Genomic DNA, 12,760 nt, shown 5'->3' on the forward strand with positions numbered 1-12,760 from the left:
GAATTCGGCCGGGGGATTTTTTGCGTACGGTGGATCCCATGACCACCGCACACGGCTCCGCCGACGGGATCGTCTACCGCCTCGCCCGCCCCGAGGACGCGGGTGGCATCGAGGTCCTGGACAGTTCCTTCACCACCGCCACGGTCTTCGAGGTGACCGCCTCCGACGACGGCTTCGGCTTCCGGGTCCGCGAGGTCCCGGTGGATCCGCCCGTGCACAAGGTGTTCCCGCCCGAGGAGCACGACGAGCAGGGCTTCGGCGGCGCCCCGGGCGGGGACGGCGACGCGCGCACCTACGTGGCCCTGGACGGCGGCGAGGTGTGCGGCTTCGCGGCCGTCGGCTACGCCGCGTGGAACCGGCGCCTCACGATCGAGGACATCGAGGTCGCGCCCGGTCGGCGGGGCCACGGCATCGGCCGTGCGCTCATGGAGTACGCGGCGGAGTACGCCCGCGAACGCGGCGCGGAGCACCTGTGGTTGGAGGTCAGTTCGGTCAACGCACCGGCCGTGCACGCCTACCGGCGCATGGGATTCGGCTTCTGCGGCCTCGACACCGAGCTGTACGGCGGTACGCCCGCCGCCGGCGAGCAGGCGCTCTACATGAGCCGCCCCTGCCGTTGACCCGCCCGCGTACGCGGGCGGACCGGCGCGCACGGTCAACTCCCGCGCCTGCGCCGGATCGTACGCCCCGACACCCCCTGCCCGCAGGCCGATCGTCGAAGATCACTCAGAGGAGTGTTCCGGCCGCTCCTGTCGCACACCGCTGACCTGCGGCATGTACAACGGGTAATTGTTCATTGCACATTCATCCGGCACGTACAGGGTGGATCTGGTAGGACGGGGGGTAACCGCCCGGAATGGAAATCCTTCAACAGCGCTCCACCATCCCTCAGGTGTGGGAAGCGGCCGAGGAGTTCATCCGACTCTTCCACCGGGAGACCAAGGGCGCAGGCGATCCGCGCGCACGGCTCGCCGCCGTCAGGGCCGAACTGGCCGGGACCGGCACCTACGTGCACACCCCCGGGGAACTGGCCCACGGGGCGCGCGTGGCCTGGCGCAACAGCAACCGCTGCATAGGCAGGCTCTACTGGAATTCGCTGCGGGTCCGCGACCGTCGCGGGCTCACCGACGCCGACGACATAGCCGCCGAGTGCTTCGACCACCTGCGCGAGGCGACCAACGGCGGCAGGATCAGACCCACCATCACGGTCTTCGCCCCGGACGCCCCGGGCCGTCCCGGCCCGCTGATCTGGAGCGAGCAGCTCGTCAGGTACGCCGGCTACGGCGACCACCCCTCCGTCACCGTCGGCGACGCCCGCAACGCCCCGCTCACCGAGGCCCTGCTCCGGCTCGGCTGGCCGGGCGGCTCCGGCAGCCCCTTCGACCTGCTTCCGCTGGTGGTCCAGGGCGTCGACGACAAACCCCGCTGGTTCGACACCCCCGCGGACGCCGTCCTGGAGGTGCCGATCGACCACCCCGACGGCGACGGCTGGGCGGACTGGAGGCTGCGCTGGCACGCCGTGCCCGCCATTTCCAACATGTGCCTGGAGATCGGCGGCATCCACTATCCGGCCGCGCCCTTCAACGGCTGGTACATGGGCACCGAGATCGGCGCGCGCAACCTCGCCGACACCGACCGGTACAACCTCCTGCCGGCTGTCGCCCGCCGCCTCGGTCTGGACACGTCCAGCGACCGTTCCCTCTGGAAGGACCGCGCGCTCGTCGAGCTCAACCGCGCGGTCCTGCACTCCTTCGACCGCGCCGGCGTCGCCATCGCCGACCACCACTCCGAGTCCCGGCGGTTCCTGTCCCACATGGAGCGGGAGGAGCGCAAGGGGCGCGAGGTGGGCGCGGACTGGTCCTGGATCGTGCCGCCGATCTCCGGCTCCGCCACCCCGGTCTTCCACCGCACCTACGAGGACAGCCCGAGCAGTACGGCGTACGTCCACCACTCCGGCGCGCAGGAACGGGCCCAGGGGCGGGATTTGGTCTAGACCTTCTGTTACCGTCGGCTCCGAACGGATCCGAGAGCGGTGAGAGGGGCCTCGCGTGGGCGGCGCTGACAGTACGGACCATGGCGGCGAACACCGGGCTTACATCGGCTCGTTCACCTCGGGGGGCGGCCGCGGTATCACCACCGCGGCCGTGGATCCGGTGACCGGAGCGCTGACCACGCTCTCGGTCGCCGCCGCGGAGGACCCCTCGTACCTCACCCTCGCCCGGGACACCGGCGTGCTCTACGCGGTGAACGAGACCGAGGGGGGCGCGGTGAGCGCCTTCCGGCCGACCGCCGACGGCCTCACCCCGCTCGGCCCGGCCGTCCGCGTAGGCGGCTCCGGCCCGACCCACCTCAGCGTGAGCGCCGGCCGGCTGCTCACCGCCAACTACACCTCCGGCAGCGTCAGCAGCCTCCCGCTCGCCGCCGACGGCACTCCGGCCGGGCCCGCCCACGTCCTCCCGCACGAGGGCCGCGGCCCCGACCCCGACCGCCAGGAGCGCCCGCACGCCCATCAGGTGCTGCCCGACCCGACCGGCCGCTGGGTGCTCAGCGTGGACCTCGGCACCGACTCGGTACGGGTCTGCGCACCGGACCCGGCCACCGGCGCGCTGCGGGTCCACTCCGAGACGGCGTTGCGCGCCGGGACCGGGCCCCGCCACCTCGGCTTCCACCCGGAGGGAGCCGTGGTCTACGTCCTGCACGAGCTGGAGCCGCAGCTGACCGTCTGCCGCTGGAACGGGGGGTCCGGGCAACTGGAACCGGTCCGTGAGGTTCCGGTCGCCTCCACGGGCGCCTCAGGGGCCGTACGGGCCTATCCCTCGGCGATCGTCGTCTCGCCCGACGGGCGGTTCGTCTGGGTGGCGGTCCGGGGCGCCGACTCCATCACCACGCTCTCCCTCGCCGGCGGACCCGAGGAGCCGCGGCCCACCGGCGCCGTGGACTGCGGCGGCGACTGGCCGCGCGATCTCGCCGTGGACGCCTCGAGGCGTCGGCTCTACGCGGCCAACGAGCGCTCGGGCGACGTCACCTGGTTCGACGTGGACCCGCTGACCGGGCGGCCGCGCCGGGCCGGCTCGGTGGCCGTGCCCGCGGCCACCTGTGTGGTCCTCGCCTGACCCGCGTACGGACGTACGAGCCGTGCGTACGGGACTCGCGTACGGGCATCCGCACGCGGCCACGGAGGAGGCCCCCGGCGGCCCTGGAAACCAGGGCCGCCGGGGGCCTCCTCCGTCACGGGCGGGCGGGTCAGTGGGCAGCGGCGCCCTGGCTGATCCCGAGCGCCGCGGAGTACTGGGCGACGGCCAGCTTGCCGAGCGCCGGGTAGGCCCCGAGCACCTCGGCGGTGGCGCAGTCGGCCTCCTTGCAGGCGGTGTCCAGCAGGCCGTCGGCCGCCTCCGGGCCGATCAGGTACGGGGCGAGCGCGAGCTGGGTGGAGCCCTCGCGGCGCAGCTGCTCGGCGACGGCGGCCACCGAGCCCTCCTGGTCGAGCGCGGCGGCCATGACCGGCACGGCGAGGCGGGCTGCGAGGAGCATGCCCGTGATCCCGGCGGCCTGCACGGCCTCCTCGCCACCGGTGGTGGCCAGGACGATGCCGTCGGCGGCGGTGGTCACGGTGAAGAGCCGGGCGCGGTCGGCGCGGGCCAGGCCCGCCTCGGACAGCCGCACGTGCAGGCCCTCGGCGAGCAGCGGGTGCGGGCCGAGCACGTCGGCCAGCTCGGCGGCGGCCGAGGAGTCCATCAGCGCCTGGCGGACCCGGCGGAGCAGGTCTCCGTCCGGACCGGCCAGCAGGGGCACGACCACGGCGTCCGGGCCGGTCGGCGCGGGCACCTCGTGGCCGGCGGCGCGGGCGAACTCCGCGCGCGCGGCACGCTCGGTCGCGACGGCGGTCAGCACGCCGGACAGGGACGGGAACTCGGAGGCGTCGTCACCGTCGAGGAAGCCGATGCGGGCGTCGAGGCCCGGCAGCTCGGAGCGGCCGATGCTGATGATCTCTTCCGCGAGCCCTCGCGAGGCGGCCGAGGGGGCACCGGGCACGGCGAGCACCAGCGCGGGCGCGCCCTCGGGCGCCGCCGCGGGCTCGGGCCGGCGGTGCCGTCCGGTCTGGCGGGGTCGCGGCATTCGTACGGGCAGGCCATTTGCGGGCCCAGTGGGGGAGCTCATGGCGCCGCATGCTACTGGCTTATCGGAACAAGGTGTTCGGGCAGGGCCTTCTCCGACGGCATCTGTCCGCATTTATCCGATGAAGGGCAGATACCGTCAACTCACCGACGGTAGGCGCCTGGCCACCCGGTTGGACCAGTAGAGTGACACAGCGTGGCACCACGACCCTTGAATGAACTCGTTGAAGCAGGCTGGGCGAAGGCTCTGGAACCTGTGTCCGGGCAGATCGCCGCCATGGGGAATTTCCTCCGCGGCGAGATCGCCGCGGGCCGGACGTACCTGCCGGCCGGCGGGAACGTACTGCGCGCCTTCCAGCAGCCGTTCGACGACGTCCGCGTCCTGATCGTCGGACAGGACCCCTACCCCACACCGGGGATGGCCATCGGCCTGAGCTTCGCCGTCGCGCCGGACGTGCGCAGGCTGCCGGGCAGCCTGGAGAACATCTTCCGAGAGATGAACTCCGACCTCGGACTGCCGAGGCCGTCCAACGGGGACCTCACCCCGTGGACCCGGCAAGGGGTGCTGCTGCTCAACCGGGCCCTGACGACGGCCCCCGGCAAGCCGGCCGCGCACCGCGGCAAGGGCTGGGAAGAGGTGACCGAGCAGGCGATCCGGGCGCTCGTCGCGCGCGGCAAGCCGTTGGTGTCGATCCTGTGGGGCCGCGACGCGCGCAACCTGCGGCCGCTGCTCGGGGACCTGCCGGCGGTCGAGTCGGCGCACCCCTCGCCGATGTCGGCGGACCGGGGCTTCTTCGGCTCGCGCCCGTTCAGCCGTGCCAACGACCTGCTGGCGCGCCAGGGGACGCAGCCGGTCGACTGGCGACTGCCCTAAGGCCTGTCCCCGCTCTCCGGAGCCGGAGCCGGTCCTGGGCGGACCGTGCGTGGCCGGCTGTGTCCGTCCGTGCCTGATCATGCCTGATCGTGTCCGGCCGTGTCCGCATCCGTTCCGGCGATGAACGGGGAAGGATGGGCGAACGGGAGCGTCCGCCGGCCGCTCTCCCGGGACGGAACGAACGGAGCACAGCCCGTGAGCACGTATCCCCGGAATCCGGCCCCGCCCGCGTCTGCGACCCCGGCCACCGGACTCCGCTGCCTGGTCACCGGTGCGGGCGGCTACATCGGCGGCCGGCTCGTCCCCGAGCTGCTCGACGCCGGCCACCGCGTGCGCTGCCTGGCCCGTACCCCGGCCCATCTCAGGGACCACCCGTGGGCCGGCCGGGCCGAGGTGGTCCGCGGCGACGTCACCGACGCGGCGAGCCTGCGTCCCGCCCTGCGGGACGTGGACGTGGCCTACTACCTGGTGCACTCCCTGGGAGCCGGGCGCGAGTTCGAGGAGACCGACCGGCGCGCGGCCACCACCTTCGCCGCCGAGGCCCGCGCCGCCGGGGTCGGCCGCATCGTCTACCTCGGCGGCCTCACCCCGCGCGACGTCCCCGAAGAGGAACTCTCCCCGCACCTACGCTCCCGGGCCGAGGTGGGCCGGATCCTGCTCGGCTCCGGGGTGCCCACGACCGTACTGCGCGCAGCCGTCGTCATCGGCTCCGGATCGGCCTCGTTCGAGATGCTCCGCTACCTCACCGAACGGCTCCCCGTGATGGTGACGCCGAGCTGGGTCGGCACCCGCGTGCAGCCCATCGCCGTACGGGACGTGCTGCGCTACCTCGTGGGCAGCGCGCGGATGCCGCGGCACGTCAGCCGGGTCTTCGACATCGGCGGTCCCGACCTCCTCACCTACCGGGACATGATGGTCCGCTACGCGGCGGTCGCCGGACTGCCCCGGCGCCTCATCCTGCCCGTCCCCATGCTCACTCCGCGCCTGTCCAGCCACTGGATCGGCCTGGTCACGCCCGTGCCGGCGGCCCTCGCGCGTCCGCTCGCCGAATCACTGAAGTACGAGGTCGTCTGCGCGGAGCACGACATCCGGCAGTACGTGCCCGACGGGCCGGGGGAGCCCGTTCCCTTCGAGCGCGCTCTCGCGCTCGCCCTGGAACGGGTCAAGGAGGCGCGCGTCACGACCCGCTGGTCCAACGCCTCGCTGCCCGGCGCACCGAGCGACCCGCTGCCCACCGACCCCGACTGGGCGGGCGGCAGCCTCTACACCGACGAGCGCGAGCAGGCCGTCTCGGCGACCCCGCAGCAGCTGTGGCGGGTCGTCGAGGGGGTGGGCGGCACGAACGGCTGGTACTCCTTTCCACTGGCCTGGGCGGTACGGGGCCGGCTCGACCGGCTCGTCGGCGGGGTGGGGCTGCGCCGGGGCCGGCGCGACGCCGAACGGCTCCGGGTCGGTGACACGCTCGACTTCTGGCGGGTCGAGGAGATCGAGAGGGGACACCTCCTGCGGCTGCGCGCGGAGATGAGGCTCCCCGGACTCGCCTGGCTGGAGATGCGCGTCGAGCGCGATGCCGCGGGCGGCACGCTGTACCGCCAGCGGGCCCTCTTCCACCCGCGCGGCCTGGCGGGACAGCTGTACTGGTGGAGCGTGGCGCCGTTCCACGCCGTCGTCTTCGGCGGCATGGCGAGGAACATCGCGCGAACGGCCGAGAGGACGGCGGAGGACATCGCCGAGGAGGGGGACGGGAGCACGGCGGGGCCGATGGTGCATCCGGGAGGCGGCGGCGGGCGGAAGTGAGGGCGGCAAGTCCGCACGCAGCCCACCCGCCGTCGCCGCGCGCGCCCGCCGGGTGGCCGATCGCCGGGAGTGGCGCCATGAACTCCGTCGTCCTTTTCACCTCCGACCTCCGCCTGCACGACCACCCGCCCCTGCGCGCCGCCCTGGCGGCGGCGCACGACGTCGTGCCGCTGTTCGTCCGGGATGCCGCCGTCGACCGGGCGGGGTTCGCCGCGCCCAACCGGCTCGCCTTCCTCGCCGACTGCCTGGCCGACCTCGACGCGGGCCTGCGCGACCGCGGCGGGCGGCTCGTCGTACGCACCGGGGACCCCGTCACCGAGGTCCACGCCGTGGCGCGGCAGGCCGATGCGGACGAGGTGCACATGGCGGCCGGCTGCTCCCGTTTCGCCCGCGACCGCGAGGCACGGCTGCGGCGCGCCCTGGAGTCCGACGGCCGCCGCCTCTACGTGCACGACGGGGTGATCACCGCCGTGCCGCCCGGCGCCGTCACCCCGCAGGGATCCGACCACTTCGCCGTCTTCACCCCGTACTTCAAGCGGTGGGCCGCCGAGCCGCCACGCACCCCCCTCGCCGCCCCCCGGGCCGTCCGGGTGGTCCGCGGGACGCGCTCCGAGGAACTGCCCGGGCGCGCCGCCGTGGCGGACGTGTCGGAGGGCCTCCCCGCGGGCGGGGAGAAGGAGGGCCGCCGCCGGCTCGGTGCCTGGCTGTCCCGGCTCGCCGACGCCTACGAGGAGCGTCACGACGACCTCGCGGGCGATGCCACCTCCCACCTGTCCGCGTACCTCCACTTCGGCGCGCTATCGGCCACGGAGGCCGTCCACCGGGCGCGGGCCCGCGGCGGCGCGGGCGCGACCGCCTTCGTACGGCAGCTGTGCTGGCGGGACTTCCACCACCAGGTGCTCGCAGCCCGGCCCGAGACGGCCGTGGCCGACTACCGGCCCCGGCAGGACCACTGGCGGCGGGGCGCCGAGGCGGAGGCGGACCTCCGCGCCTGGCGGGAGGGGCGGACCGGCTATCCGGTCGTGGACGCCGCCATGCGGCAACTCGCCCACGAGGGCTGGATGCACAACCGGGGACGCCTGATCGCCGCCTCCTTCCTCACGAAGACGCTGTACGTCGACTGGCGCGAGGGCGCCCGCCACTTCCTGGACCTCCTCGTGGACGGCGACGTCGCGAACAACCAGCTCAACTGGCAGTGGGTGGCGGGGACGGGGACCGACACACGGCCCAACCGGGTCCTCAATCCCGTGCTGCAGGGCCGGAGGTACGACCCCCACGGGGCCTACGTCCGCCGGTGGGTCCCCGAGCTCGCGGGCCTGCCCGCCGGGACGATCCACGAGCCGTGGAAGCTCACCGGTGTGCAACGGGACGCCTGCGACTACCCCGACCCGATCATCGGTCTCGCCGACGGCCTGGCCCGCTTCCGCCATGCCCGGGGCCGGGACTGAGCCTGCCCGCGGGCCGCGGCGGGGCGCAGGACGACGCACGAACGATGCGAGTTGAAGCGCCGCGTCGCCGCGCCGGAGCCTGAGGGGGCGGGAGCGTCGAGCTTCCGGCAGCGGCGAGGAGGCGGAGTCGTCATGAGCGCAGCACCCGGGACGACCGACGTGCTCTCGGACGGGGCATCGGGCGCGCTTCCGGACGGGGCCCCGGCCCGGTTTTCGGGTGCCTTCCAGGACGTGCTCTCGGACGAGGAGATCGGCCGCGGGATCGGGCGGGGCGACGCGGACTGCTTCGCCCTGGCCCACCGGCGCTGGGGCCGCCTCGTGCACCACCTGGCCGCCCGCACGCTGGGCGACGTCAGGGATGCCGAGGACGTCACCCAGCAGGTCTTCCTCGCGGCGTGGTCCGGCCGGGCCGGGTACGATCCCGCACGCGGACCCGTCCCCGCGTGGCTGGTCGGCATCACCCGCCGCAAGGTCGCCGACGCGCTCACCGCCCGGACGCGCCGGCTCGACCTGGGCGCCGCGGCCGGGGCGGCCCTGCCGCCGGCCGTCGCGGCGCCCGACGGGTGCGAGCGCGCCCTCGACCGTCTCTGCGTCACCCGTGAACTCGCGCGCCTTCCGCGCGTCCAGCGCGAGGTACTGGCCCTCGCCTTCTACGCCGACCTGACCCAGGTCCAGATCGCCCACCGCACCGGTCTGCCGCTGGGCACGGTCAAGAGCCATGCCCGGCGCGGACTCCAGCGGCTGCGCCGGGCCCTAGAAGGTGTCGTAGAGCCGGGACACGAGGTCGAGCGCCTCCCGCAGCCCACCGGGGCGCAGCGTGCCGGGTCCGGGGGCGCGGCCCGCCCAGCCCGGGCCGGCGAGCAGCATCACGGGGTGCGTCCGCGCCCCCTTGACCCCGAAGGCGCTGGCGGCGATGTGCCGGGCCAGCGAGTGGTCGGCGGTGGAGCGGGCCTGGGACCAGAGCACGACGGCGGCCGGTCCCGTGCGCCGCACGGCGGCGTCCAGCGCTTCGGCGGGGACCGCCGCGCCGAACATCCGGGCCGGCAGGCCGCGCTCGCCGAGCCCCGCCGCCAGCGCCTCCAGGGGCAGGGTGTGCTGGTCGGCCGGGACGCAGGCCAGCAGCACCGGGGGAGTGGAGGTCCGGCGTTCCGGGGCGGGCGCCACGCGCCGGAGGGCGGTGGAGACGTGCCAGGACAGCAGGTGCTCCACCTCGACGTAACGGTCGCCGGAGGACTGCCACTTGCGCCCCACCGCGTGCAGGGTCGGCACCATCACCTCCTCCCAGACCGTGACGAGCCCGTGGTCCGCCATGAGGTCGCCGAGCAGCCCGTCCAGGGCCGGGCCGTCGAGGCGTACGGCGGCGCGGGCCAGCCCCCGGCTCTCCCGGAGCGCGTCCCGCTCGTCGCCGGGGCGAGAGGGCCCGCCGGCCGGTCCCGGCGGTCGGGGCGGCCCGGGCCGGCCCACCGCAAGACCCGCCCCGGGTCCGCGATCCGCAAGCGCGCCGGAGCGCCCGCCGTGGGATGCCCGCGCGGCCCGCGCGGCCTCGGCGGGCGGCACTCCGGAGGCGGTGAGCCGGCACATCTCCTCCAGCATCGCGATGTCCCCGGGGGTCCAGCGGCGGTGCCGCCCGCCCTCATGCGCGGCGGGACCGATGCCGTACCGCTGGTCCCAGGACCGCAGCGTGGTCGGGGACACGCCCAAGCGGCGCGCCACCGCCCCCGTGGTGATGCCGTGCGTGGTCTCCGACATGCCCTCACCGTACGACGCACGAACGATGCGCGATCGCTTTTCCCCGCCGTTACCCGCCGATGGTCGCCGCCCGCACGCACAGCACGTCCGGCAGGTGCTCGGCCAGCAGCTGCCAGCTCTCGCCGTCGTCGTGGCTGGCGTACAGCTCGCCGTTGCGGTTGCCGAAGTAGATGCCCGCCGGGTCCGCGTCGTCCGTGCACAGCGCGTCCCGCAGGACCGTGCCGTAGTGGTCCCCGGAGGGCAGCCCCTTCGAGAGCGGCTCCCAGCTGGCGCCCGCGTCCCGGGTGCGGAAGACCCGGCACCGGTGCTCGGCCGGGACGCGGTCGGAGTCGGCGTTGAGCGGGAAGACGTAGGCGGTGTCCGGCCGGTGCGGATGGGCGGCCACCGCGAAGCCGAAGTCGGAGGGGAGCCCGCCGCCGATGTCGGTCCACCGGGCCCCCGCGTCGTCGCTGCGGTAGACGCCCCAGTGGTTCTGCAGGTACAGCCGGTCCGTGTCCCCGGCGTCCTGGGCGATCTTGTGCACGCACTGGCCGAACTCGGGGTGGGGATCGGGCAGGAACACCGCCGAGACCCCCTCGTTGGACGGTTCCCAGCTGGCCCCGCCGTCCTTGGTCCGGAACACCCCGGCGGTGGAGACGGCCACGGTCACCGCGTCCCGGTCGACGGGATCGGTGATCACCGTGTGCAGGCCCTCACCGCCGCCGCCCGGGACCCACTTGCCGCGGCTCGGGTGCTCCCACAGCGGGCGGACCAGCTCGAAGGACTCGCCGCGGTCCGTCGAGCGGAACAGCGCGGCGGGCTCCGTCCCCGCGTACACCACGTCCGGGGCCTCGGGCCCGGCCGGCTGCAGCTGCCAGACCCTCTCCAGCGAGGCCCCCGTGTCCTGGGGGAACTTCACGGCGGCCGCCGCGGGCTCGCGCCAGGTGGCCCCCAGGTCGTCGGAGCTGAAGACGGACGGCCCCCAGTGCGTGCTGTCGCCGCCGACCAGCAGCCGGGGGGCCGGACCCCGCCGGTCCACGGCGACCGCGTAGACGGCCTGGGCGTTGAAGTGCGGCCCGTCGAACTCCCAGGGGCCGTCCCCTCGGCGACGGCCGATGAAGAGTCCCTTCCGGGTTCCCACGAGCAGCAGTACATCGGGCATGGCCGGTACCTCCGGACCTCGTCGTCCTTGCGGGCGTTCCTCTGAAGCGTCTTTCCGGCCAGTCTGCACCCACCCTCTGACGGCGGCTCGGCAGACGGCCCCGGGCTGCCGAGTACCTGATCAATACCGATCATTTACTCTGCGGAAATCGTTGCTACTTGAACGTAGGCGTTCTGAATGGGTTGACTTCAGGCCAGCACTCCTGCCGTCGCACGCGAGAGGACCTTCGTGGCCACCGAGCACCTGTCCCCGCTCGACCTCGCCTTCTGGCGGATCGAATCCGCCGCCCACCCCATGCACCTCGGCGCCCTCGCCGTCTTCCATGCCGCCGCCCCCGGCGCCGGACCTGCCGCCTCCGGATCTGCCGCCTCGGGGCCTGCCGCCTCCGGGGCCGCCGAGCGCGCCGCCGCACTGCTCGCCACCCGCTGCGCCGCCGTGCCGGGCCTGCGCCGCCGGATCCGCGACGTGCTGCTGCCGGTCGGTGCGGCCGCCTGGTCGCCGGACCCCGGTTTCGACCCGGCACGGCACGTCTTCCTCGTCCGTACCGAGGAGACGGACCCGCAGACCGCCGCCGGCCCGCTGATGGCCCGGCCGCTGGACCGGGAACTGCCGCCCTGGGAGGCCCACGTGCTGGCCGGGCCGGACCCGGAATCCTTCGCGGTGCTCTTCAAGTTCCACCACGCCCTCGCCGACGGCCTGGGCGCGCTGGCCCTGGCGGCCGCGCTCTTCGACGAGGGCCCTGCCCTGCGGACCTCCGCCCGCCCCGTCCCCGAGCAGCGGGCCGGCTCCGCCCTGCGCCGGCTCCCCGGGACGCTGGCCGCCCGGGTCCAGGACGTCGGCCAGGCCCTGGAGATCGGCGCCGCCGTGGCCCGCTCCGGGCTGCCGCTGGGCGTCCCCGCGGCCCTCACCGCGGACCCGGCCGGCAAGGGGAACCGGGCCGTCGCGGGTCTCGCCCTCGACCTGGACGAGGTCAACCTGGTCCGCAAGGCCGCCGGGGGCACCGTCAACGACGTGCTCATCTGCGTGGTCGCCGGGGCGCTGCGGCGCTGGCTGGAGGAGCGGGGCGATCCCGCACCGACCGGGCCCGGTCCCCGCGCGCTGATCCCCGTGTCCCGCCGGGGCAGAGCCGGGGCGGGCGGCGGGAACCGGCTGTCCGGCTACCTGCTGCGGCTGCCCCTGGCCGAGCGCGACCCGCTGCTGCGCCTGGACCGGATCCGGGCGGCGATGGACCGCAACAAGGACGCCGGACCCGCCCGCGGTGCGGGGGCCGTCGCCCTGCTCGCCGACCACGTCCACCCGCTGGGCCACCGGCTCGGCGGCCCGCTCGTCGCCCAGGCCGCCCGGCTGCTCTTCGACATCCTGGTGACCAGCGTCCCGCTGCCCGGACTGACCTTCACCCTCGGTGGCAGCCGGGTCCGCGAGGTCTACCCGCTCGCCCCGCTGGCCCGCGGTCAGTCGCTGGCCGTCGCGGTGTCCACGTACAAGGGAACCGTCCACTACGGCCTGGTCGCCGACGCGGCGGCCGTCCCGGACCTGGACGCCCTGGCGGGGGCGCTGAGGGCGGAGCTCGACGTGCTTGTACGAGAGGTCTCGTAGTACGAGGAAATTCGTAGTACGGTGAGTCTCGAACTTAGCC

At 74.7% G+C, this 12,760-nt stretch carries 10 protein-coding genes and 1 pseudogene; 8 read left to right on the plus strand and 3 right to left on the minus strand.

Going from position 1 to position 12,760, the window contains the following annotated elements; translation table 11 throughout:
* The first annotated feature begins 38 nt into the window (after positions 1-38).
* The 3 genes from OG332_RS39100 to OG332_RS39110 all read left to right on the plus strand — a co-directional run bounded on the left by OG332_RS39100 (position 39) and on the right by OG332_RS39110 (position 3,113).
* A complete protein-coding gene (locus OG332_RS39100; RefSeq protein ID WP_327417883.1) occupies positions 39-620 on the plus strand; it encodes a GNAT family N-acetyltransferase in 582 nt (193 codons plus the stop codon).
* A gap of 236 nt (positions 621-856) precedes the next feature.
* On the plus strand, positions 857-1,993 hold the full coding sequence (locus OG332_RS39105; protein ID WP_327417884.1) for a nitric oxide synthase oxygenase: 1,137 nt from the start codon (positions 857-859) through the stop codon (positions 1,991-1,993).
* A 55-nt stretch (positions 1,994-2,048) separates the two neighbouring features.
* Positions 2,049-3,113 (plus strand): lactonase family protein, encoded by a 1,065-nt coding sequence (locus OG332_RS39110; protein ID WP_327417885.1) that lies wholly within the window; start codon positions 2,049-2,051, stop codon positions 3,111-3,113.
* A 130-nt stretch (positions 3,114-3,243) separates the two neighbouring features.
* On the opposite strand, the gene OG332_RS39115 is transcribed toward OG332_RS39110, so the two are convergent.
* Positions 3,244-4,158: a sirohydrochlorin chelatase gene (locus OG332_RS39115; protein WP_327417886.1), complete on the minus strand. Its 915-nt coding sequence runs from the start codon at positions 4,156-4,158 to the stop codon at positions 3,244-3,246.
* Between the two features lie 153 nt (positions 4,159-4,311).
* Here OG332_RS39115 and OG332_RS39120 point away from each other — a divergent pair, with 153 nt between their 5' ends.
* The 4 genes and pseudogenes from OG332_RS39120 to OG332_RS39135 form a co-directional block, all read left to right on the plus strand.
* The gene (locus OG332_RS39120; protein WP_327417887.1) at positions 4,312-4,989 is read left to right on the plus strand and encodes a uracil-DNA glycosylase; all 678 of its coding nucleotides are present in this window, start codon (positions 4,312-4,314) and stop codon (positions 4,987-4,989) included.
* A 120-nt stretch (positions 4,990-5,109) separates the two neighbouring features.
* Positions 5,110-6,786, plus strand: coding sequence for an SDR family oxidoreductase (locus OG332_RS39125; RefSeq protein WP_442816278.1), 1,677 nt, complete (start codon positions 5,110-5,112; stop codon positions 6,784-6,786).
* A 77-nt stretch (positions 6,787-6,863) separates the two neighbouring features.
* Entirely contained in the window at positions 6,864-8,234 is a 1,371-nt protein-coding gene (locus OG332_RS39130) for a cryptochrome/photolyase family protein (protein WP_327417889.1), read from the plus strand.
* A gap of 132 nt (positions 8,235-8,366) precedes the next feature.
* Positions 8,367-8,993: pseudogene (locus tag OG332_RS39135) on the plus strand (sigma-70 family RNA polymerase sigma factor); the annotation flags it as partial.
* Here OG332_RS39135 and OG332_RS39140 read toward each other — a convergent pair.
* Together OG332_RS39140 and OG332_RS39145 are read right to left on the minus strand one after the other, a co-directional pair.
* The gene (locus OG332_RS39140; RefSeq protein ID WP_327417890.1) at positions 8,988-9,983 is read right to left on the minus strand and encodes a MerR family transcriptional regulator; all 996 of its coding nucleotides are present in this window, start codon (positions 9,981-9,983) and stop codon (positions 8,988-8,990) included. The pseudogene OG332_RS39135 and the gene OG332_RS39140 sit on opposite strands and share 6 nt — an antisense overlap.
* A 49-nt stretch (positions 9,984-10,032) precedes the next feature.
* The gene (locus OG332_RS39145; protein ID WP_327417891.1) at positions 10,033-11,124 is read right to left on the minus strand and encodes a WD40/YVTN/BNR-like repeat-containing protein; all 1,092 of its coding nucleotides are present in this window, start codon (positions 11,122-11,124) and stop codon (positions 10,033-10,035) included.
* Between the two features lie 228 nt (positions 11,125-11,352).
* Between OG332_RS39145 and OG332_RS39150 the strand changes: the two genes are divergently transcribed.
* Positions 11,353-12,720 carry a wax ester/triacylglycerol synthase family O-acyltransferase gene (locus OG332_RS39150; protein WP_327417892.1) on the plus strand — a complete coding sequence of 456 codons (1,368 nt, stop codon included), beginning with the start codon at positions 11,353-11,355 and terminating at the stop codon, positions 12,718-12,720.
* The last annotated feature ends 40 nt before the right edge of the window (positions 12,721-12,760 follow it).

This window comes from Streptomyces sp. NBC_01233, from assembly GCF_035989305.1.
Lineage (GTDB): Bacteria > Actinomycetota > Actinomycetes > Streptomycetales > Streptomycetaceae > Streptomyces.